The sequence below is a fragment of the Amycolatopsis sp. NPDC104863 genome, from assembly GCF_055582965.1.
In genome coordinates, this window is record NZ_JBVJOW010000006.1 from 155,486 (window position 1) to 178,191 (window position 22,706).

Consider the following 22,706-nt stretch of genomic DNA (forward strand, 5'->3'; position numbering starts at 1 on the left):
TGGCGGGGTGCCACGCAGCGGAGAAGAAGCGCGCCGCCGCCTTCAGCAGGCGGCGCTGGAGCTGTACGCCGAACGCGGGTTCGACCAGACCACCACGGCCGAGATCGCGGCCAGGGCCGGCGTCACCGAGCGCACGTTCTTCCGGCACTTCCCGGACAAGCGCGAAGTGCTCTTCGACGGCGAAGCGACCCTGCGCGCGGACCTGACCCGGTCGGTGGCCGACGCACGTGAAGGGCTCCCGCCATTGGAAGTCTTGCTGAGAGCCTTCCGGAAGGCCGCGCGGATCATCGAGGGCAACCGGCCGTTCGCCGAGCCGCGGCTCGCGGTCATCGCGGCGACCCCGGCGCTGCGCGAACGCGATCTGGCCAAGGCCGCGGCGATGACCGACGCCCTGGCGGAGGCGCTGCGCGAGCGTGGCGTGGCCGAGCGGCTCGCCGCGCTGGCCGCCCAGACCGGCTGGGCGACCTTCCACCACGCCGTCGTGGCGTGGCTCGAAGACTCCGGGCGCGGCCTGGCGGAGCACCTGACCGAAGCCTTCGACGACCTGCGCGTCCTGGCGGCGGAGGCGGGCTGAGCGCCCGCCCCCGCCGGGCACCTCAGCGCAGGACGACGATCCGCAGCGCGGGGGAGCGCAGGATGTCGGGTTCGCAGAAGCGATCCTTCACCCACTCGCCCCGGCTGTAGAGCTTCGTCTGGTCGCTGAAGTACGGCGACTTCGGGTTCGCCGACTGGGAATACGTCAGCAGCGTCGAGGAGTCCGGGCACGCGCGCCCGTGGAAGCCGACCACCTGGATGTAGCTGGACCCGTGCGCCACTTCGACGTTCCCACGCGCCGGGTCCCACTGCGTCGTCATCACGTTCAGCACGCCGAGGAAACCCTGCGCGCCGTGGATCGGGATGCGCTCGCCGTTGCGCGTGACGGCCTGGCCGTCACGCAGCCGCGCGTCCGGGGCGAGCCCGGCCGTGCGCAGCTCCACCAGCGCGTCCCCGAACGCCTGCCGGACCCCGGCGTCCGCGGTGTTGAGCGTGTTCGGCGTGGTGAGCGGCGCCTTCGGGTCGAACGGCACGGTGAAGCGCGACAGGTCGCCGAGCCGGGCGGCGAACCGCTGGAACAGCAGCGAACCCCGGCTGTCGAGCGAGTACCGGTGGTCCCACTTCGCCAGCGCGTCGCACGCGGGCCCGACCGGCACCGGGCCGCTCGCCGACGGCGCCTGGCCGCCCGGGAACGACGCGCAGAGCTTCGCCAGGTCTCCCGCGGCCAGGTCGGCGACCAGGCTGTGGTCGGCGAAGAGCATCTGCTTCATCGAGTCCGTGGTGAACCCGCCCCGCTCGGCGGTGAGCAGCGCTTCCCGCGTGCGCGGCGAGCGTTCGGTGCCGATGTCCCCGACGATGTGCGGGTACCCGGTGATCGGCGCGCGGGCGTTCGCGAGCCACGCGCTGTCGTTCGCGTTCAGCTCGTAGTCGCGGCGGGTCTGCTGCGGCAGCCGCGAGGGTGCGAAGATCCCCGGTTCGACCGCGCCGGGGTCGGCACCCCAGCCGCACGACGTCTTCGAGCCGTCCAAGATGGACAGTCCGAACGCCGCGAAAGTCTGCTGTCCCAGCGTCGTGTTGCACCGGCTCGCCAGCTCGTCGGTGACGTGCGGGACGACCTGGATGTCCGCGTACAGCGCGTTTCCCGCGCGGTCGGTGGCGACGGTGTTGACCCACGGCACGCCCTGCGTGCGGCTCAGCGCCCGGACGACGTCGGCCGTGCTGCGCGACTGGTCGAGCTCGAACCACGTGTTCAGCCCGCGCAGGTTGGTGGCGTTGGCGTCGCGCACCGCGTACGCCGACTTTGCCGACCACGGCAGGGGAACACCCTGGAAGTCGCCGATGACCGAGCCGTAGCGCGTCGACCAGAACCGCTGGCTCGCCGGCTTGACCGAGCCGTCGGCCTGGCGGACCTGCACGGTGACGTCCTGGGCGGTCATCTTCTCCGGCTTGCCGTCGACGAGGTAGGTCGTCGGGTCGCCCGCCGTCAGCGGCACTTCGAAGAAGCCGAACGTGACCGGAGTGGACACCGTGTGCGTCCACGCCGCGTCGGCGGTGTGGCCGATCTGGACGAACGGCATGCCGAGCAGGCTCGCGCCGGCGACGTCGAACCGGCCCGGGACGGTCAGCTGGCTCTGCCAGAACCGCCGGCCGGCCTGCCACGGGTAGTGCGGGTTCCCGAGCAGCACACTGCCCTCGCCCGCCCGGGTCGAGTCCGCGCCGATCGCGATGCCGTTGCTGCCGAGGCCCCCGCCGCCGAGCGCTCGGCGCAGGCCCGCCCCGAGCTGCCCGGCGGTGCCCGGCGCCGGCGTCGGACCGGAGGGCGGCGCCGTGAACAGGCTTTCGGTGACGACACCCTGGCCGCCGGTGATCGCGATCGCGTAGTAGTGCCGGTAGAAGTCCAGCTCGGTGATCGGCCGGACCCAGGCGGCGCCGTGGCAGGCCGGATCGGAGATCCCGGACCGGCCGGTGCGCGCCAGGTAGGCGTTGAACCCCTTGACGTACCCGGAAACGAGCTGCCGCACCTCGGGCCGCGGGCCCTGCGGCGCGGGTGCCGCGGCCAGCCGGTCGACCACCCCCGAGTCGTTGATCCGCTGGAAGAACAGGTCACTGTGGAGGTTGCTGCGCGCGTCGGACAGCGACGGGTAACCGCCACCCTCCGGGCCGAGGTACTTCGACCGCTGCGCGCTCACCGTGAGGTAGATGTTCGCGAGCTCGCAGACGTTGTCGGTCGCGGCCGCGAAGCCGTAGCCGTACCCGAGGCCGTCGAAGTCCTTCGCGACGATGTGCGGGACGCCGTGTTCGGTGTAGCGGAGGACGGCCTTCGCGCCGTCTTCGCCGGCTGCCGCGACACCGGTGCCCAGCGTGGTGATGGTGAGCGCCGCCGTCAGAACCGCCAGGGTTTTCCTGATTGGTCTCATCTGACCCCCTTGTCGTGATCACCACGCTACCGACGGCGAGCCCCGCGGACATGGGGGAAAACCCCCGGGATCCGTTCACCCGCGCGCCATCCGGCGTTGGCCGGGGCGGGATTGAATCCGCGCATGACCGAACCGACCCACCACTCCCGCCGCACGCTGTTCAAGGCCGGCCTGACCGGCGCCGCCGCCAGCCTGGTGCTGCCTTCGACGGCTTTCGCCGCGACACCGCTGGTCCGCCGTGACCGGCCGGTGCTCACCCACGGTGTCCAGTCCGGCGACGTCACGCCCGGGTCCGCGATCGTCTGGTCGCGCGCGGACCAGCCCTCGCGCCTGGTCGTCGAGGTCGCCCGCGACCCGTCGTTCCGGCACGCCCGCCGGATCACCGGCCCCGCCGCCGGCCCGGCCACCGGCGGCACCGGCCAGGTGCGCGTCGCCGGCCTGGCGCCCGGCACCGAGTTCCACTACCGCGTCACGGCGGAGTCGCTGGACGGGCGCGCGACCAGCCAGCCGCTGACCGGCCGGTTCGCCACCGCACCGGTGGGCCGCCGCAACGCCCGGATCCTGTGGTCCGGCGACGTCGTCGGCCAGAACTGGGGGATCAACCCGGCGCTCGGCGGCATGACGATCTTCTCCGCGATGGCCGCCCGGTGCCCGGACCTGTTCCTGCACAGCGGCGACACGGTGTACTCCGACGGCCCGCTGACCGAGACCGTCGCGCTGCCCGGCGGCCGGACCTGGCGCAACGTCATGACGACGGAGAAGGCGAAGGTCGCCGAGACGCTCGAAGAGTTCCGCGGCCAGCACGCCTACAACCGGCTCGACGACAACTTCAAGCGGTTCGTGTCCCAAGTGCCGGCTTACGTCCAGTGGGACGACCACGAAGTCCTGAACAACTGGTACCCGGGCAAGATCCTCGACAACCCGGCCTACACCGAGAAGCGCGTCGACGTGCTCGCGCCGCGGGCGTACCAGGCGTTCCACGAGTGGCACCCGATCGACTCGCGCCGCGCGGTCGACGGGCGGGTCTACCGCAGCTTCACCTACGGCTCCCGCGTCGAGATCTTCGTGCTGGACATGCGGACCTACCGCAACGCCAACACCGCCGACCAGACCAAGCCCGGCTACATCCTCGGCGACCGCCAGGCCCGCTGGCTGGCCGACGCGCTCGGCCGCAGCACGGCGACGTGGAAGATCGTCCAGGCGGACATGCCGCTCGGCCTGGTCGTCCCGGACGGCACCGCGATCGAGGCGGTGGCGAACAACCTGCCGGGCGCGCCCGGCGGCCGCGAGACGGAGCTGGCCTGGGTGCTGCGGGAGATCCAGCGCCGCCGGGTCCGCAACGTCGTCTGGCTGACCGCGGACGTCCACTACACGGCGGCGCACCACTATTCGCCGGACCGCGCGGCCTTCCAGGACTTCGACCCGTTCTGGGAGTTCGTGTCCGGACCGCTGAACGCGGGCGCGTTCGGGCCCAACACGCTCGACCCGACGTTCGGCCCGGAGGCGGTGTTCGTGCACGCCCCGCCGGTGGCGAACACGGCCCCGATCGACGGCTTCCAGCACTTCGGCGAGCTGAACATCGACGGCGCGAGCGGCGACCTGACCGTGGACCTGCGGGATGCCACCGGCGCGTCGCTGTGGTCGAAGAAGCTGCACCCGCAGGGCCGCTGAACCCGTTCGGCGATTCACCCGGCTCGGGTCGTAACAGGCCGGAGCCGGGTGACGTCTGGGCGGGTGTGTGGGAATACGCCCTGTGGGGCCTGGCCGGCGCCGCGGTGAACCGCGCGCTGGTCTTCCTCGAAGCGAGCCAGCGGGTGAAGGGCTGGCCGTGGGCCGCGCCGGACGGCCCCGGCGGCGGCCTGTTCACCGTCGCGCAGGTACTGCACCTCGGCATCGGCACGGCAGTGGCGGCGGCGGCCTCGACCACACCGGTGGTGAGCAACGGGTTCGTCGCCTTCGGCATCGGCGCGGTGGCGCCGCTGGTGGTCAAGAAGCTGGCGGGCTATACGCTGGCCCAGCTGCCCGGTAAGGACGATCCGGGGGCGGGCACGTGACGCCCGGGCGGCTCCGGAGCGGGCAGCTCGCCGGCTCGGCCGGGCGACGTCTGCTCGAAGCACTCGGAGACGCGAGCCCGGCGTTCACGCCGCGTCCGCACAGCGCGGGATCCTCCGGCTGGCGCCGGTTCCTCGGAGCGGTCGCCGACACCACCCGCCGCGGGGACGACAAGTTCCGCCGGTCGCCGAGGGTCGCCCGGACGGCGGGGCCGGCCCGGCCCTTGGCCGTGCTCATGGCCGGCATGCTCGCGGTGTTCGCCGACGGTGCCTCGACCGGCACGGTGACCGTGCGGATCGCGACCGATCTCGGCGGCTTCGATCAGCAGGCGTGGGTGGAGCTGCCCCATCTCGTGGCGGGTTTCCTGGCGGCGTTCTGCGCCATGTGGCTGGCGAGCCGGCGCGGTTATCTGGTGGCGCTCGCGGTTCTGCTCCTGGGGACCGTGATCACGGCCGCCGCACCCACGATGCCACTGCTGGCGGCCGGTCGCGCGATTCAGGGGGCGGGAGCCGGCACGGTGGCCGCGGTGACGTTCGCGCTCGTGGCACGCGTCGTCCCGGCCGACCGGAGGGTGCGGACCAACGGTGCGTTCGGTCTTCTCCTCACCGGGAGCTGGGTCGCCGGCCCGGTGCTGGGGGGCCTGGTCGCCGGCTCGGTGGGCTGGCGGTGGTTGTTCCTCGGTCAGGCGGTACTGCTCACGATCGTTCTGGTGTTCGCGCCATCGGTACTCCCGGGGGGCAGCCTGCCTCGACTGTTCCAGCCTAGCTCGGGTTTCGGCGCGTACGCCTTGATGCTCGTCCCGCTCGTCGTGGTGACCGGTTCGGGCACCCGGTGGGGATGGGGCTCGGCCCCGGCGGTCGTGTGCTACCTGCTGGCCGTCCTGGGACTCGTGCTGTTCGTCGGTTTCCTGCGCTCGTCGGGGAAGGACGAGGTGCTGACGGCCGACCTGCTGCGTCACCGGTGGTACGGACCGCTCTGCGTCGCAGACTTCCTCATCGCTGTGCTGGATGCCGGGCTGCTCGTCCTGCTGCCGTTGTACCTGCAGGCCGGTCTCGGTCATTCCGTCGTGCAGACCGGCGTGCTGTTCGTACCGGCGACCGCGGGACGTTTCCTCGGCGGCCGGCTGGTTTCCCCGGTGTTGCGGGACCGGGGACGGGCTCGCGCGGTCGCGGTGTCCGGAGCGCTCGCCGCCGCGGCCGGGTTCGCCCTGTTCGCGATCGCGGGCGCCGGGGCCGGCGGCTGGGTGGTCGCCGGGTTCGGCCTGCTGGCCGGGCTCGGCCTGGGCAGCGCCGCCCGGGGCGCTTCCGTGGCATTCCTGCTCGACGAGGCGGGAGACCGGGAATTCGAGGCGAGGGCGACGTCCGTGATCCTGTGGAACCTCGGGACGATCCTCGGTACCAGCGGGTGCTTCGTCGCCGTGCTGGCCGGCGGGTCCGGCCCGGTTCCCTCTCCCGCCTACGCCGTCGCCGCGTCGAGGGCCTTCTCGGTCGGGGCCGGGTTGACGGTGGTGGTGCTGATCCTGCTGCTGATGATGAGGGAGCCTCCGCTGGGCCGTCGTGATGTCATCGGCGCGATCGAACGGTTCAGCTCGCCGACACGCGCCCGCGGTCGTCGGCTGCGCCGCGAATTCTGACGTGGACCACTGGTCGGGGTGGGGAGGCTGAGCGGGTCGGCTACGCTCACGCGCACCGACACGTAACTGCAACAAGGAGACAAACCGTCGTGACTGAACGCACGCTGGTCCTGGTCAAGCCCGATGGCGTCGCGCGCGGCCTCGTCGGCGAGGTCATCTCGCGGATCGAGCGCAAGGGCCTCAAGCTCGTCGCCCTCGAGCTGCGCACTGTGCCCCAGGCCCTGGCCGAAGAGCACTACGCCGAGCACAAGGAGCGTTCGTTCTTCGGCGACCTGCTCGAGTTCATCACGTCGGGCCCGCTGGTCGCGCTCGCGGTCGAGGGCCCGCGCGCCATCCCGGCCTTCCGGCAGCTGGCCGGCGGCACCGACCCGGTCGAGAAGGCCACCCCGGGCACGATCCGCGGCGACTTCGCGCTGGAGACCCAGTTCAACCTGGTCCACGGCTCGGACTCGCCGGAGTCGGCCGAGCGCGAGCTGAAGCTCTGGTTCCCCGACCTGTGACCGGCGCCGGGGCCACGCCCGCGCGTGGCCCCGGTTCTCCCCAGGAGCACCCGTGACGACGATGCCGTTCCCGGCCCGCGACTACCTCCCCGTGCTGCGGGAGCTGACCGGCGGGTTCACCGAGGTGCTGCGCACCGCCGACCCGGCCGCGCCGGTCGTGGACTGCGGCGCGTGGACGCTGGCCGACCTCGGCACGCACCTCGGGAACGTCCACCGCTGGGCCACCTCGATCGTCACGACCGGGCAGGCGCAGCGGCAGAGCTTCGCCGACGGCCCGGGTGGCGATCCGGCGTCCTGGTACGCCGAAACCGCGCAAGGGCTCTTGGCCGCGCTGGAAGCCGCGGACCCCGGCGACCAGTGCTGGCACTTCGGCGGCGCCGAGAAGACCAAGGCGTTCTGGTACCGCCGCCAGGTCCACGAAACCGCCGTCCACCTCGCCGACGCCCGCCACGCTGCGGGCCAGGACTTCACGCTCGACCCGGCCGTGGCCGCCGACGGCGTCGACGAGGTCCTCGCCGTCATGCTGCCGCGCGTCACGCGCTGGCACCCTTCGCCGCGGCTGCCCGGGCCCGTCACGCTGCGTGCGACCGACACCGGCGACGTCTGGACCGTCCACCCTGGCGAGCCGCCCGCGCTGGGCCCGGCCGACGGCGACGCCGCGAGCGTCGAAGCTCCCGCGCTGGACCTCCTGCTGCGGCTGTGGAAGCGCACCGGCCCGGACCCGCGTGCCGAAGGCGCCGCCGCGGCCGCGCTGCTCGAAGCGCCGCTGACGCCCTGACGCTGTTCTAGACCATTCAGGCGGCGTTCACCGGGAAGCCCTTCCGCCGGACGTGCCGCTGCGCTGTGCTGGGTCCGGCTCACTCTCACTCGATACTGGGGTACCTGGTGAAGAAGTCCCGCATTGCGCTGCCGCTGCTCGCCTTGTTCGCGACGGCGTTCGCCGTCCCCGCCCACGCCGACCCGCTCGCGGCGCCGCTCGGCACGCCGCCGGTCGAGGCCGCGCCTGCCGCGTCCTCGGACCACCAGGGACCGGCCGCCTTCGCCGCGGCGGACCCCGACGACGGGCTCGTCACCGGCAGCGCGACCACCGAGGTCGCGCCCGGGCTGGACCTCACCCAGTTCGACCGGTTCGACCCGGCGGGCTGGATCCGCGGCGACACCCTCGCCGTCGACCTGGGCAGCAAGGTCCTCAAGCCGACGTACCTCAGCCCGGGCACGGTTTCCGCGCGCACACCGCTTTCGCAGCAGGTCGCGCGGGCGGGCGCGGTCGCCGGGGTGAACGGCGACTTCTTCGACATCAACGCCACCGGCGCGCCGATCGGCGTCGGCATCGACCACGGGCAGCTGCAGACCGCGCCCGCCGCCGGGCACAACCTCACCGCGTCGATCACCGAGGAGGGAAAGGCGCGCCTGGCTTCGGTCTTCCTCGAAGCGAACGTGACGCTGCCGGGCGGCGCGGTGAAGGCGACCAACTTCAACAGCCCGGTCCTCGACCGCGACGCGATCGGCGTCTACACGCCGCTGTGGGGCGCCTCGGCCCGTGCGACGGCGGTGGCCGGAGCGGCTCGTGTCGTCGAGGTCGAACTGCGTGGCGGCGTGGTCACCGACGTCCGCGCCGCGCCCGCGTCCGGTCCGATCGCGGCGGGGAGCACGGTCCTGCTGGCCCGCGAAGCCGGCGCGGACGCCCTCGCCGCGCTGAAGCCGGGTGACGCGGTCGGCGTCACCTACGCGCCGCGCACGGACGCCGGGAAGATCGCGGTCGCGGTGGGCGGCAACGAAGTCCTGCTCCGGGACGGTGTCGTGCAGCCCGTCGACAACGTCGCCATGCACCCGCGGACCGCGGTCGGCTTCTCCGCCGACGGCCGCCGGCTGTGGCTGGCCACTGTGGACGGTCGCCAGGCCGACAGCCGGGGCATGACCGAGCTGGAACTGGCGCGCCACATGAAGAGCCTCGGCGCCGACGACGCCATCAACCTCGACGGCGGCGGCTCGTCGACGCTCCTGGCGCGCAACGAGGGCGAAGCCGCGCCGAGCATCCGCAACGCCCCCTCCGACGGCGGGGAACGCCTGGTGCCCAACGGGATCGGCTTCGCGACGGTGCCCGGCAGCGGGCGCCTCACCGGGTTCGCCCCGGCCCCCGCGGTCGCGACGGCCGACGCGAACCGCGTCCTGGCCGGCCTGACCCGGCACCTGGTCGCCGACGGCCACGACGAGACCGGCGCCGCGGTCGCCGCCGACCCGCGCTGGAGCACCTCCGACCTCCGGCGGGCCACCGTCACGCACGGGGTCGTCACCGGCCACGGCGCCGGCGCGGTCGACGTCGTGGCGAAGTCCGGCCGCGCGTCCGGCAAGACCACGCTTTCGGTGCTGGGCAAGCCGGTCCGGCTCGGCACGAGCACCGAGCAGGTCGCGCTGTCCGGCGCCGGCGCGAAGAGCACGTTCAAGGTCTACGGCTACGACGCCGACGGGTACGGCACCTGGCTGGAGCCCGACGACGTCAAGCTGGACTACGACCACGCCGTGGTGAAGATCGAGCCGGCGGGTGACGGATATTCGGTCACGGCGTTGACCGCGTCCGGTGCCTCCGCGATCACCGCGACCGCCGCAGGCTTCACGACGCACCTGGCCGCTTCGGTGGGCACCGTGCCGCAGGTCGCGTCGCCGCTGGACGGCACCGCGGGCTGGGCCGCGACGGTGTTCCCGGCGGTCGTCGGCGCGGCGCTGTCGGCGGCTCCCGGCCGCGACGGCGGCGCCGGTCTCGCGCTGGACTACCGGCTCACCGGCACGACCGCCACGCGTGCGGCCTACGTGACGCCGTCGGCGCCGCTGCCGGTGCCTTCCGGCACGCAGAAGATCGGGCTGTGGGTGAACGGCGACGGCAAGGGCGCCTGGCTGCGGGCGGAGCTGCGCGACGCGGCGAACGTCGCGTCCATTGTGGACTTGTCGCTGAGCGTCGACTGGACGGGCTGGCGCTACGTCACCGCGGCGGTCCCGGCCGGGCTGCCCGACGGCCAGCGGCTGGCGCGCTTCTACGCCGTCGAGAACGTGCCGGACCAGCAGTACGAAGGCCACCTCGTGTTCGACGACCTCACCTTCGAGGTGGCGCCGACGGCGACGGTGCCCGCGGACCCGGCGCCGCACGACCCGGCGCTGGTCACCGACGGAACCCTGACCGGCGGCCTGCGGGTCGCCGTCGTCAGCGACGCCCAGTTCACCGCGGACGACCCGGCCGGCCCGCTGGTCGCGCAGGCCCGCCGTGCCCTGCGGGAAGCCGTCGCGGCGAAGCCGGACCTGGTGCTGATCAACGGCGACTTCGTCGACCGCGGCACCCCGCCCGACTTCGTGCTGGCGAAGCAGGTCATCACCGAGGAGCTCGACGGCAAGGTGCCCTGGTACTACGTGCCGGGCAACCACGAAGCCGAAGGCGGCAACGGGCTCGCCAACTTCCAGGCCGTCTTCGGGGTCACGCACCAGGTCGTCGACGTGCACGGCATCCGGCTGGTGCTGATGGACTCTTCGCGGGGTTCGCTGCGGGCGGGCGGGTTCGACCAGATCCGGATGCTGCGCTCGGCGCTCGACTCGGCCGCGCGCGACCGGTCGGTGCGCGGTGTCGTCGTCGCCATGCACCACCCGGTGAAGGACCCGAGCCCGACCGGGAACTCCCAGCTCGGCGACCGCAAGGAAGCCACGCTGCTGACCCAGTGGCTGACCGGGTTCGAGCAGGCGTCCGGCAAGCCGGCCGGCTCGATCGCCTCGCACGCGGGCGTCTTCTCGCTCTCGCGTGTGGACGGCGTGCCCTACCTGGTCAACGGCAACTCGGGCAAGGCCCCGGCGGCCGCACCCGGCGACGGCGGGTTCGTCGGCTGGACGCTGGTGCGCGTCGACCCGGCCGACCGTGCGCAGCCGGTGCGCTTCGAGACGCGGCCGAACGTCGACTCGCTGACGCTGTCCGGGCCTTCCTCGCTGAAGCGCGGTGACCGCGCGGAGGTGCGGGCGACCCTGCGCCAGGGCACCCGGGACGTGCCGGTGTCCTACCCGGTGAGCGCGGACTGGACGGTCGGCTGGGGTGTTGTCGCGTTCGATCCGGCGTCCGGTGTCCTGACCGCGCTGCGCCCGGGTGTCGCGCGGCTCTCGGTGACGGTCAACGGGGTGACGCGGACGCTGGTGGTGACCGTCCGCGGGTAATCCGTTCGGTTTTTGTCGGTGCCCGGTCCTATGGTCGGGGTGTGGACGAATCGGAGGACCGGGAACCGGCGCTGGTGCAGGCCAAGGCGCTGGTGAAGCGCTTCGGCGAGTTCGAGGCCGTGCGCGGGATCGACGTCGAGGTGCGGCGCGGCGAGGCGTTCGGCTTCCTCGGCCCGAACGGCGCCGGGAAGTCCTCGACCATGCGGATGATCGCGTGCGTGTCCCCGCGCACCGACGGCGACCTGCGGGTCCTGGGGCTCGATCCGGAGGTGGCCGGGCCGCGGATCCGCGCGCGGCTCGGCGTGGTGCCGCAGCTGGACAACCTGGACGTCGAGCTGACCGTCCGGGAGAACCTGCTGATCTACGGCCGCTACTTCGGGCTGTCGCGCGCGGCAGCCCGGCGCAAGGCGGAGGAGCTGCTGGAGTTCGCCCAGCTGACCGACCGCGCGGACGACAAGGTAGACCCGTTGTCCGGCGGCATGAAACGGCGGCTGACGATCGCGCGCTCGCTGGTCAACGACCCGGAGCTGCTGCTGCTCGACGAGCCGACGACGGGGCTGGACCCGCAGGCACGGCACCTGCTCTGGGATCGCCTCTTCCGGCTCAAGGCGCAGGGCACCACGCTGATCGTCACCACGCACTACATGGACGAAGCCGAGCAGCTGTGCGACAGGCTGGTGGTGATGGACCACGGCCGCATCGCGGCGGAGGGCTCGCCGGCCGACCTGATCAGCCGGTACTCGACGCGTGAGGTCGTCGAGCTGCGGTTCGCGCCGGGGGAGCAGGCCGGGGCGGCCCAGCAGCTGGAGGGGCTCGCGGAGCGCGTCGAGGAGCTGCCGGACCGGGTGCTGCTCTACAGCGACGACGGCGAGGCGGCGCTGGAGCACGCGCACGCCCGCGGGGCGCGGCCGTTGTCGAGCCTGGTGCGCCGCAGCTCGCTGGAAGACGTCTTCCTACGGCTCACCGGCCGGACGTTGGTGGACTGACCCGTGACGAAGACGAACGATGCTCGCGGACGGCGCTCGCCGACGACCCTCGCCGGTCGCCTGCGGCCGCTCGGCCGGTCGTGTCCGGGGAGGCGGCCATGACCACCGTCTCCACCGGCCGCGTCGTCGGGAAGTGGCACGGCGCCTGGCTGCGCGTCGAGGGGCACTGGACGTGGTACCGGCGGCACTGGCTGTCCACTTTGTACTCCACCGGCCTCCAGCCGGTGCTGTTCCTCGCCGCGATGGGGCTCGGCTTCGGCTCGCAGGTGCGGCCGGGCGCGGTCACCGGCGGCCTGTCGTACCTGCAGTACATCGCGCCAGCGCTGCTGGCCGCCGGCGCCGCGCAGCAGGCGGTCGGCGAGTCGAGCTACCCGGTGCTGTCCGGGTTCAAGTGGCAGAAGGACTACCTGGCCGTCACCGCCACACCGGTGTCGCCGGGCCAGGTGTTCGGCGGCCACCTGATCTGGTCGGCGATCCGGCTGACGCTGGCCGGCGCGATCTACGCGTTCGTCGCCCTGTTCTTCGGCGCCTGGACCGGGCCCGGTGTGCTGCTGGTGGTCGTGGCCGGCACGGTCACCGGGCTCGCCTGCACCACGCCGATGGCGGCGCTCGCGGCGAGCACGCACGACGAGGGCCAGCGCTTCGGGCTGATCTTCCGCTTCGTCGTGATGCCGATGACGTTGTTCTCCGGCACGTTCTTCCCGATCTCCCAGCTGCCGGGCGCGATCCGCTGGCTGGCCTGGCTTTCCCCGCTGTGGCACGGCACGCAGCTGGCCCGTGGCGTGAGCGTCGGCGGGGTCGGCGGCTGGGCGATGCTCGGCCACTTCGCCGTGCTGGCGGGGTTGTTCGCGGCCGGGTGGGCGCTGGCGCACCGGGCCTTCTACCGGAGGCTGGTGGTCTGATGGTGAGCGTCCAAGCGCCGCCGGCCCGCGCCGGGCTGCTGCTGCGGATCCTCCCGCCCGGGCTGTACGCGGGCCGCGCGCGCATGCTCGTCGAACGGTCGTACCTGGTGTACCGCACCAACTGGATGATCTTCCTGTCCGGCGCGGTCGAGCCGTTCCTCTACCTGCTGGCGTTCCAGCTGGGCTTCGGCAAGCTGGTCACCGAGGTGGCGGGCCCGGACGGCCGCCCGATGAGCTACGTCGCGTTCGTCGCACCGGCGCTGCTGGCGATGTCGGCGATGAACGGCGCGGTCTTCGAGTCGACGTACAACCTGTTCTTCAAGCTGCGCTACGCGAAGCTGTACGACGCGATGCTGGCCACCCCGATCGGCCCGCTGGACGTCGCGCTGGGCGAGATCGGCTGGGCGGTCACCCGCGCGGGCGTCTACTCGGTGGCGTTCCTGGCGATCGCGGCGGCGATGGGGCTGCTGGTGTCGTGGTGGGCCCTGCTGATGGTCCCGGCGGCGCTGCTGGTCGGCCTGGCGTTCTCGGCGACAGGCATGGCCATGGTGACGTTCCTGCGCTCGACGGCCCAGTTCGACTACATCCAGCTGATCCTGATGCCGATGTTCCTCTTCTCGACGACGTTCTTCCCGCTGTCGGTCTACCCGGAACCGCTGCAGTGGGTGGTCCGCTGCCTCCCGCTCTACCACGCGATCGAGCTGATGCGCGGCCTGGCAACCGGCCTCCTGTCCGGCTCGATGCTGGTCAACCTGGCCTACCTGCTGGCGCTGGGCGGTCTGGGCCTGTGGGCCTCAACCCGCCGAATCGCCAAACTCCTCCTAACCTGACCCCACTCCCGCGAGTCGACCCCCCAATCACGCGAGTCGACCCCCCAATCACGCGAGATGCCCCTCCAACCACGCGAGATGCCCGCCTGATCACGCGAGTTACGCGCCCAATCACGTGAGTTACGGCTCCAGTCACACGAGTTCCGGCTTTGCGTACGAACCCAGACGGCTCAGCGAGCCGGATCCGGCCGTCCCCGCGGGGCCACGGCCGCCAGCGCGTCCACCATCCCGTGCCCGTAGAACCCGTTGAACCCCTCGTACCCGGCGCAGTAGGCGTCCTGGGTCCCGTCCCCGGTGAGGTCGTAGTCGGCCGGGCAGGGCATCGCCATCGCCTGCGCGTCCAACGTCCGCCGCAGCTGCCTCGGCCCGGCCTCCGGCGACGACGACGCCAGCAGCGCCAGCACCCCCGTCACGTGCGGCGCGGCCATCGACGTCCCGCACAGCGGCGCGTACCCGCCGGGCACCGTCGACAGGACGCACTGGCCCGTCTCGCCGCCGGGCGCGGTGACGTCGATCACGCCCAGCCCGTACGAGCTGTAGCCCGCCTTCACCCGGTCCGAGCCGACGGCCGACACCGCGACGACGTCCCGCAGCGCCGCCGGCAGGGCTTCGCAGCCGCTGCCCGCTCCCGGCGCCCCCGAATGCGCCGACGGCGTCAGGTCGACGGCCTCGTTGGTCGCCGCCGCCACGTTCAACGTGCCCGCGGACGTGCTGTACTCGACCGCCCTGGCCAGCGCCTCGTGCACCACGCCGCGGTCGTTGCCGCGGATGCACGACAACGTCCACGGGTTGACGAAAAAACTGCTGTTCGTCAGCCGCATGTGCCGCGACGCCGCCCACATCAGCCCGCACACCGCCGCTTCCGGGTCGGCGTACCCGCGGTCGTCGATCACCTTCACAGACGCCACACGCACCCCGGGCGCCACTCCCGTCACGCCGTGGCCGTCGTCGGCCGCGGCGATGATGCCCGCGACGTGCGTGCCGTGCACCGACGTCGTCGGCGCCCAGGCCGCGGGGGAGCGGTCGGGGGCGCCGGTCAGGCAGCCGGCGGAGTCGTCGCGGTCGAGGGCGCCGCTGAGGTCCGGGTGGTCCGGGTCGATCCCCGAGTCGAGGACGCCGACGACGACGTCACGGCTGCCTTCGGCGTACCCGCGCGCCCGGCCCGCGTTGATCATCCGCATGTCCCACTGCTGGGCGCTCAGGTCGGCGGTGGGCACCTTCGCGGGGTCGGTCGCCGGCAGCGTGGCCCGCACGGGCTGCGGCTTGGCGGACTCCGTCGCGCGCTGCGCGGCCAGCCGCTCGGCCTGGGCGCTGAACGCCCGGTCGAGCCCGATCCGGTCGCCGAACGACGAGTCACCCGACGTGGTGACCGCCACGGCGATCTGCGGGTAGTACACGGTGGTGGCGCCGCACGCGGCCGTGACCTGCGCGCGGGCGGTCGCTTCGGGCGTGCCGCGGTCGAAGGTGACGACGTAACGCAGGTTCCGCCCGTGGCCGCAGCCGGGCTCGTCGGCCACCGCCGGACCGGCGGTGACGCATCCCGAAAGCACCAGGACGGTGCACACGGCCGCCCGCAGCGGCCGCGCCAGCAGGGACACCGGACCTCCCACCGGATGCAGGAACCGCGGGTGCCGGCGCGCGAGATCCCGGTCACCCCGAGCCGCACGGTAGCCACCCCGTGCCCGGCGGACAAGCGCTACGGCCAAGTTCCCCCGGCCGGTGGGCCCGGAGGGACGCCCGCGGCGCGCCCGGCGGCGTGGGCGGAGGTACCGAGTACGACGGAGCAGTCACCCGGTGTGGGATACTCGGGGAGGCCACCGGGCCGCGGGGCGCACGTGAGAGGTGCTGCCTGCGGTGTTGTGGCCCGGTGATGTGCGTGAACTCCCGCGACGCGTCGCCGCCCGCAGACCGGGCGGCTGGACGACGTGGCGGGCGGCCCGGGGGTAGCGACAGCCTGGCCACGCACGCCGCCGAGCAGACCTTTGACCGGGTTGCGCGCCACCGAGTGCGGGGGTGCGGCGCCCGGTCGTCGGGCAAGGATTCCCGCCGCTGGTGACCACCACGGCGGAACGAACAGAAAGGGGCCCCTGCGCGGCCGCGTCCCTGCCGGTGCGAACCGGCAGACGCGCCCGGGGGCGGAGGAGACACATGTCGAACGCGGAAACGCCCGCCGAGCACACCGGCGGGAATCCCGCCACACCCACGACCGGCCCGCTGGCCGACCTGCCCGCCCGGATCCGGGTGCACGCGCTGGCCAAGCTGCTCGAGTCGCACAGCCGGGACGTCCTCGCGAAGCTGGCCGAACTGGGCGAAAGCGTCCGCAGCGCGCAGTCGAGCGTGACCAGGGAAGTGGCACTCAAGGTCGCCGAGGCTTTCTCGGGCGGCACCACCGACGCGGCGCCGGCCGCCGAGCAGCCCGCCGCCGAGCAGCCCGAAGCGCCGGAGCCGAAGAAGGCCGAGGCCCCGGCGGTGCCCGAGGTGCCGGCCGCGGAGGCCGACAAGCCGCGCCCGCGGCAGAAGACCCGCGCGCACCTGCCGGTGTTTGCCGCGCCGTCGCCGGTCTTCCTGCCGCCGGAGCCCGCGGCGACCAAGCCGGCCCGCAAGCCGGCGGACCCGTTCGCGGAGCCGCCGCAGCCGCCGGCCCAGCCCAAGGCGAAGCCGCAGCCCGAGCCGGAGGCGGACGAAGACGAGGCCGAGGACACCACGCCGGCCACCGACACCGGTGACGACGACGGTGACGACGCCAACAGCCGCCGCCGTCGCCGCCGCGGCCGCCGTGGCCGCGGCCGGGGCAAGGGCGCCGACGGCAGCGACGAGGCCGGCGACAACGAGGACGGCCAGGCCGAAGAGCCGCGCCGCAAGGGCCGCAACACGGACGAAAAGCCCGAAGCGGACACCGAAGAGACCGAAGACGCCGCCGCGGAGGCGGACAACGACGGCAACGACAGCGAAGACGGCGAGGGTGGCAACAAGCGCCGTCGCCGCCGTCGCCGTCGCAAGGGCTCGGACGGCGACGACGCCGAGACCACCGACGACCCGCCCAACACCGTCACCCACGTCCGCCAGGCCAAGGCCGAGCAGGCCGAGCGTGAGCGCCCGGCGCGCGACGAGGTCCGCAGCGTCCGCGGGTCGACCCGCCTGGAGGCCAAGCGCCAGCGCCGCCGTGACGGCCGCGAGGCCGGCCGCCGCCGCGCCCCGATCCTGTCCGAGGCCGAGTTCCTCGCCCGCCGCGAGTCGGTCGAGCGCACGATGGTCGTCGCCGAGAAGGGCGACTCGACGCAGATCGGCGTGCTCGAGGACGGCGTGCTGGTCGAGCACTTCGTGACGCAGTCGGGTTCCGGCTCGATCGTCGGCAACGTCTACCTCGGCCGCGTCCAGAACGTGCTGCCGAGCATGGAAGCCGCGTTCATCGACATCGGCCGCGGCCGCAACGCCGTGCTCTACGCCGGTGAGGTCGACTGGGACGCCGCCGGTCTCGAGGGCAAGGCCCGCAAGATCGAGCAGGCGCTCTCCACCGGCGACTCCGTGCTGGTCCAGGTCACGAAGGACCCGGTCGGGCACAAGGGCGCCCGGCTGACCACGCAGATCTCGCTGCCCGGCCGCTTCCTGGTGTACGTCCCCGCGGGCGGCGCCACCGGCATTTCCCGCAAGCTGCCGGAGAACGAGCGCCGCCGGCTCAAGGACATCCTCAAGCGGATCGTCCCGGAGGACGCGGGTGTCATCATCCGCACCGCCTCCGAGGGCATCGGCGAAGAGGAGCTCGGCCGCGACGTCGACCGCCTGAAGGCCCAGTGGGACGTCATCAAGGAGAAGGCCGACGCCGGCTCCGGCCGCAAGGGCGGCGCGCCGACCATGCTCTACGAAGAGCCGGACCTGCTGGTCAAGGTCGTGCGTGACCTCTTCACCGAGGACTTCGCCAAGCTGGAGATCCAGGGCAACCGCTCCTGGGAGACCATCAACGGCTACGTCAGCCACGTCGCGCCGGAACTCACCGAGCGCCTCAAGCGCTACACCGGCACCGGGGACGCGTTCGCCGACCACCGGATCGACGAGCAGATCACCAAGGCGCTCGACCGGAAGGTCTGGCTGCCGAGCGGCGGTTACCTGGTCATCGACCGCACCGAGGCGATGACGGTGATCGACGTCAACACCGGCAAGTTCACCGGTTCGGGTGGCAACCTCGAGGAGACGGTGACCCGCAACAACCTGGAGTCGGCGGAGGAGATCGTCCGCCAGCTCCGGCTGCGGGACATCGGCGGCATCATCGTGATCGACTTCATCGACATGGTGCTCGAGTCCAACCGCGAGCTGGTGCTGCGCCGGCTGACCGAGTGCCTCGGCCGCGACCGCACGCGCCACCAGGTCGCCGAGGTCACCTCGCTCGGCCTGGTGCAGATGACCCGCAAGAAGATCGGCACCGGCCTGCTGGAGGCGTTCTCGACGCCGTGCGAGCACTGCAAGGGCCGGGGCGTGGTCGTCTCGACCGAGGTGCAGCGCACGGGCGGCGGCTCGCACACCCACGGCGGCAACGGCGGGAACAACGGCGGCAACGGCGGCGGTGGCGGGGAGAAGAGCTCCCGCCGGTCGCGGGGCCGCGGCAAGGGCGAGGAAGCCGCCAAGGAGCAGGCCGAGGCCGCCAAGGCCGAGGTCCACGCCGTTCCGCCGCCGGAGCAGCGCGCGTCGGTCGCGTCCGCGGTGGCGGCGATGGCGAACGCCTCGAAGGCCGCCAAGGAGCACGACCAGGGTGCGCTGAACGGCAACGGGCACGTGCCCGAGCCCGCCGACACCACCTCGGCCGTCGAGCCGGCCGAGGAAGCCGCAGCCCCGGCCACCGAGGTCGCGGACGTCCCGGTGACCACCGAGGCGGACGAGACGCCGGTGCCGCAGGACGAGCCGGCGGTCGAGCGGTCCTCGGCGCCGGAACCGGCGGAAGAGCCGGTCACCGAGTCTTCGGAGGCCGCCGAGCCGGTCGCCGAACCCGAGGTCAGCGTGCCCGAGCCGGCCGTGCGCTCCACCCGGCGCCGTCCGCGCCGGGCCGCGTCACGCCCGGCGGGCCCGCCGGTGCACGCCTCGGAACAGAGCAACTGAACAACTAGGGGACCCCGGTGGTAACGCACCGGGGCACCCCACGTAACCTGTAGTACGGCCTGCCACCAGAGCAGGTCGCTGCGCGAGTCCAGGACCGCCTTCCCGGAGGCGGGCCGATCGCGCGGGCCCCCACCCATTGTCGAGTAATGCAGGAGACTTCCGTGTCGGCGTACGCGATCGTCAAGACCGGCGGCAAGCAGTACAAGGTGGCCGTCGGCGACGTCGTCGAGGTCGAGAAGCTCGAGGGCGAGCCGGGCACCGAGCACATCCTCCCCGCCGTTTTGTACGTCGACGGTGGCGAGGTCACCACGGACGCCGACGCGCTGGCGAAGGTCTCGGTCACCGGCAAGGTCGTCGAGCAGACCAAGGGTCCGAAGATCCGGATCCACAAGTTCAAGAACAAGACGGGCTACCACAAGCGCCAGGGTCACCGGCAGAAGCTGACCCGCGTCGAGGTCACCGCCATCTCGCTGTAAGAACTTTTCCGGATCTGCTTTTCAGAAAGAGGACTGAGCTATGGCTCACAAGAAGGGTGCGTCCAGCTCCCGCAACGGTCGCGACTCGAACGCGCAGCGCCTCGGCGTCAAGCGCTTCGGCGGCCAGGAAGTCAACGCCGGCGAGATCCTGATCCGCCAGCGTGGCACCAAGTTCCACCCGGGTGTGAACGTCGGCCGCGGCGGCGATGACACGCTGTTCGCGCTGGCCGCCGGTGCGGTCCAGTTCGGCGAGAAGCGCGGCCGCAAGACGATCAACATCGTGCCGTCCGAAGCCTGAGTTTTCGGCTTCGAGTTAGACCTCTGACGAGGGGTGGGGCCGGAATATCCGGTGCCACCCCTCGTTTGTTTTGTTCGGACCCTTTTTGTTGAGTGAAGTGAGGCATAGTCATGGCGTCCCGGTTCGTGGACCGCGCGGTCATCCACCTGACCGCGGGTGACGGTGGGAACGGCTGCGCCTCGGTGCACCGCGAAAAGTTCAAGCCCCTCGGCGGCCCGGACGGCGGCAACGGCGGCAACGGCGGTGACGTCCTGCTGGTCGTCGACCCGAACGTGCACACCCTGCTCGACTTCCACTTCCGCCCGCACGCCAAGGCGGGCAGCGGCAAGATGGGCCAGGGCGGCAACCGCGCGGGCGCGGCGGGGGACACCCTGGTCATGAAGGTGCCCTCGGGCACCGTCGTGTTCACCGAGGACGGCGGGCTGGTCGCCGACCTGATCGGCCCGGGCACCACGTTCGTCGCCGCCCAGGGCGGCCGCGGCGGGCTCGGCAACGCCTCACTGGCGTCGAAGGCCCGCAAGGCCCCGGGGTTCGCGCTGCTGGGCGAGCCGGGTGAGGCCCGCAACCTGGTGCTGGAGCTGCGGTCGGTCGCCGACGTCGGCCTGCTCGGGTTCCCGTCCGCCGGCAAGTCGTCGCTGATTTCGGTGCTCTCCGCGGCCAAGCCGAAGATCGCCGACTACCCCTTCACCACGCTGGTGCCGAACCTCGGCGTCATCACCGGCGGCGAGACCGTCTTCACGATGGCCGACGTGCCCGGCCTGATCCCCGGCGCGTCCGAGGGCAAGGGCCTGGGCCTCGACTTCCTCCGCCACATCGAGCGCTGCGCGGTGCTGGTGCACGTCGTCGACTGCGCCACACTCGAGCCCGGCCGCGATCCGGTGTCCGATGTGGACGCTCTGGAGGCCGAGCTCGCGAAGTACACCCCCGGCCTCGGCGGCAAGCTCGAAGAACGTCCGCGGGTGGTCGTGCTCAACAAGATCGACGTCCCCGAGGCTGCCGAGCTGGCCGAGTTCGTCCGGCCGGAGTTCGAAGCCCGTGGCCTCCAGGTGTTCGAGGTCTCGACGGCGTCGCGCAAGGGCCTGCGCGAGCTGACGTTCGCGCTCGCCAAGGTGGTCGAGGAGTACCGCGAGGCGCAGCCGGTGCTGGAGCCGGAGAAGATCGTGCTGCGGCCGCTCGCCGTCGACGACACCGGGTTCACCGTCGAGGTCGACCCGGAGGAGGAGGGCGCGTTCATCGTGCGTGGCTCCCGGCCGGAGCGGTGGATCCGCCAGACCAACTTCGCCAACGACGAGGCCGTCGGGTACCTGGCCGACCGGCTCAACCGCCTCGGTGTCGAGGAGAAGCTGGCCAAGCTCGGCGCGCGGCCGGGCAGCCCGGTCACGATCGGCGACGTCCAGTTCGAGTGGGAGCCGTCGACGCCGAGCGTCGCGGTGCACCTGTCCGGCCGCGGCACCGACGTCCGGCTCGAGCGCAACGAACGCATCGGCGCGGCCGAGCGCAAGGAAGCCCGCCGGGTCCGCCGCGACGGCACGGAGGAGCCGGAGGACGACGACGACCTGGACCTCGACGCGTGAGCGGCACCCGCGAGTCCATCGCCGCGGGCCGGCGCCTGGTGGTCAAGGTCGGCTCGTCGGCGCTGACCACCGCGGGCAGCGGGCTCGACACGGCCCGCCTGGACGCGCTGGTCGACGCGATCGCCGAGCGTGTCGCCCGCGAAACGCAGATCGTGCTCGTGTCGTCGGGCGCGATCGGGGCGGGTCTGGCCCCGCTGTCGCTGGGCAAGCGTCCGCGTGACCTCGCGACGCAGCAGGCGGCGGCGAGTGTCGGCCAGTTGGCGCTGGCGCACGCGTACGCCGAGTCGTTCGGGCGGTACACGCTGACGGTCGGGCAGGTGCTGCTCACCTCCGACGACGTCGTCCGCCGTTCGCACTACCGCAACGCCCAGCGGACGTTCTCCCGGCTGCTGGCCCTCGGCGCGGTCCCGGTGGTCAACGAGAACGACACGGTGGCCACGGAAGAAATCCGCTTCGGCGACAACGACCGGCTGGCGGCCCTGGTGGCGCACCTGATCGGCGCGGACGCGCTGATCCTGCTGTCCGATGTGGACGGTCTGTACGACGGCGACCCCCGCGAGGGCGCGACCCGCAAGCTCACCGAGGTCTTGTCAGAGTCCGATGTGGACGGAATCTCGGTCGGCATGTCCAGCTCCGGTCTCGGAACGGGCGGCATGGTCTCGAAGCTGGCGGCCGCCCGAACCGCGGCGGGCGCGGGCATCCCGGTCCTGCTGGCGGCGGCGTCGGAAGCATCGGCGGCCCTGACAACGGCGTCCCCGGGAACGGCGTTCGCCCCGGCGGACACCCGCCTGTCGGCCCGCCGCTTCTGGCTGGGCTACGCGGCGGACACGACGGGCAAGCTCCGCCTGGACGACGGCGCGGTGACGGCGGTGGTCCGCCGCCGCCGGTCGTTGCTGGCCGCGGGAATCACGGGCGTCGAGGGCGAGTTCCAGGCCGGCGACGTGGTGGACCTGGTCGACGCGAAAGACCGGGCGGTGGCCCGCGGAGTGGTCGCCTTCGACGCGACGGAGCTCCCGGAGCTGATCGGCCGCTCAACCCACGAGCTCCCGCCGGAACAACGCCGCGAGGTAGTCCACGCCGACGACCTCGTCCCCCTCCGCCGCTAACCCGCCACCAGCCATCCCGTGCCCCGAGGGGCACCACGCGTGATCCAGCGGGCATCACCCGTGATCCGAGGGGAATCACCCGTGATCAGGCGGGCATCTCGCGTGATCGAGCAGGCATCACTCGT

At 72.7% G+C, this 22,706-nt stretch carries 17 protein-coding genes; 15 read left to right on the forward strand and 2 right to left on the reverse strand.

The window, feature by feature from the left end; translation table 11 throughout:
• Positions 1-7: 7 nt before the first annotated feature.
• A complete protein-coding gene (locus tag ACZ63J_RS31405) occupies positions 8-574 on the forward strand; it encodes a TetR family transcriptional regulator (protein ID WP_465399469.1) in 567 nt (188 codons plus the stop codon).
• 22 nt (positions 575-596) lie between these two features.
• Here ACZ63J_RS31405 and ACZ63J_RS31410 read toward each other — a convergent pair whose 3' ends face one another.
• Positions 597-2,951, reverse strand: a complete 2,355-nt coding sequence (locus tag ACZ63J_RS31410; RefSeq protein WP_465399470.1) for a penicillin acylase family protein — start codon at positions 2,949-2,951, stop codon at positions 597-599.
• Positions 2,952-3,074: 123 nt separating this feature from the next.
• Between ACZ63J_RS31410 and ACZ63J_RS31415 the strand changes: the two genes are divergently transcribed.
• From ACZ63J_RS31415 to ACZ63J_RS31455, 9 genes are all read left to right on the forward strand, one after another.
• Entirely contained in the window at positions 3,075-4,622 is a 1,548-nt protein-coding gene (locus ACZ63J_RS31415; RefSeq protein WP_465399472.1) for an alkaline phosphatase D family protein, read from the forward strand.
• A gap of 65 nt (positions 4,623-4,687) precedes the next feature.
• On the forward strand, positions 4,688-5,005 hold the full coding sequence (locus ACZ63J_RS31420) for a hypothetical protein (protein WP_465399473.1): 318 nt from the start codon (positions 4,688-4,690) through the stop codon (positions 5,003-5,005).
• A complete protein-coding gene (locus ACZ63J_RS31425; RefSeq protein WP_465399474.1) occupies positions 5,002-6,636 on the forward strand; it encodes an MFS transporter in 1,635 nt (544 codons plus the stop codon). The genes ACZ63J_RS31420 and ACZ63J_RS31425 overlap by 4 nt, the downstream gene beginning before the upstream one ends.
• A gap of 89 nt (positions 6,637-6,725) precedes the next feature.
• Positions 6,726-7,136 (forward strand): nucleoside-diphosphate kinase, encoded by a 411-nt coding sequence (ndk, locus tag ACZ63J_RS31430; protein WP_465313130.1) that lies wholly within the window; start codon positions 6,726-6,728, stop codon positions 7,134-7,136.
• Between the two features lie 52 nt (positions 7,137-7,188).
• A complete protein-coding gene (locus tag ACZ63J_RS31435) occupies positions 7,189-7,914 on the forward strand; it encodes a maleylpyruvate isomerase family mycothiol-dependent enzyme (RefSeq protein ID WP_465399475.1) in 726 nt (241 codons plus the stop codon).
• A gap of 107 nt (positions 7,915-8,021) precedes the next feature.
• On the forward strand, positions 8,022-11,321 hold the full coding sequence (locus tag ACZ63J_RS31440; RefSeq protein WP_465399476.1) for a phosphodiester glycosidase family protein: 3,300 nt from the start codon (positions 8,022-8,024) through the stop codon (positions 11,319-11,321).
• A 41-nt stretch (positions 11,322-11,362) separates the two neighbouring features.
• Positions 11,363-12,307 carry an ABC transporter ATP-binding protein gene (locus tag ACZ63J_RS31445; RefSeq protein WP_465399477.1) on the forward strand — a complete coding sequence of 315 codons (945 nt, stop codon included), beginning with the start codon at positions 11,363-11,365 and terminating at the stop codon, positions 12,305-12,307.
• A 98-nt stretch (positions 12,308-12,405) separates the two neighbouring features.
• Positions 12,406-13,209, forward strand: a complete 804-nt coding sequence (locus tag ACZ63J_RS31450; protein WP_465334773.1) for an ABC transporter permease — start codon at positions 12,406-12,408, stop codon at positions 13,207-13,209.
• Positions 13,209-14,039 (forward strand): ABC transporter permease, encoded by an 831-nt coding sequence (locus ACZ63J_RS31455; RefSeq protein WP_465314545.1) that lies wholly within the window; start codon positions 13,209-13,211, stop codon positions 14,037-14,039. Before ACZ63J_RS31450 ends, ACZ63J_RS31455 begins: the two co-directional genes overlap by 1 nt.
• Positions 14,040-14,209: 170 nt before the next feature.
• Here ACZ63J_RS31455 and ACZ63J_RS31460 read toward each other — a convergent pair whose 3' ends face one another.
• A complete protein-coding gene (locus ACZ63J_RS31460) occupies positions 14,210-15,637 on the reverse strand; it encodes a S8 family peptidase (RefSeq protein WP_465399478.1) in 1,428 nt (475 codons plus the stop codon).
• A 550-nt stretch (positions 15,638-16,187) separates the two neighbouring features.
• On the opposite strand from ACZ63J_RS31460, the gene ACZ63J_RS31465 reads away from it, so the two are divergent.
• The 5 genes from ACZ63J_RS31465 to proB all read left to right on the forward strand — a co-directional run bounded on the left by ACZ63J_RS31465 (position 16,188) and on the right by proB (position 22,581).
• Complete coding sequence (locus tag ACZ63J_RS31465; RefSeq protein WP_465399479.1) at positions 16,188-19,127, forward strand: translation initiation factor IF-2 N-terminal domain-containing protein; 2,940 nt, start codon at positions 16,188-16,190, stop codon at positions 19,125-19,127.
• A gap of 161 nt (positions 19,128-19,288) precedes the next feature.
• Positions 19,289-19,603, forward strand: coding sequence for a 50S ribosomal protein L21 (rplU, locus tag ACZ63J_RS31470; protein ID WP_086678418.1), 315 nt, complete (start codon positions 19,289-19,291; stop codon positions 19,601-19,603).
• Positions 19,604-19,643: 40 nt separating this feature from the next.
• A complete protein-coding gene (gene rpmA / locus ACZ63J_RS31475) occupies positions 19,644-19,901 on the forward strand; it encodes a 50S ribosomal protein L27 (RefSeq protein ID WP_465399481.1) in 258 nt (85 codons plus the stop codon).
• Positions 19,902-20,011: 110 nt separating this feature from the next.
• Positions 20,012-21,475: a GTPase ObgE gene (gene obgE, locus ACZ63J_RS31480; RefSeq protein ID WP_465399482.1), complete on the forward strand. Its 1,464-nt coding sequence runs from the start codon at positions 20,012-20,014 to the stop codon at positions 21,473-21,475.
• Positions 21,472-22,581, forward strand: a complete 1,110-nt coding sequence (proB, locus tag ACZ63J_RS31485) for a glutamate 5-kinase (protein ID WP_465399483.1) — start codon at positions 21,472-21,474, stop codon at positions 22,579-22,581. Before obgE ends, proB begins: the two co-directional genes overlap by 4 nt.
• Positions 22,582-22,706 lie beyond the last annotated feature (125 nt).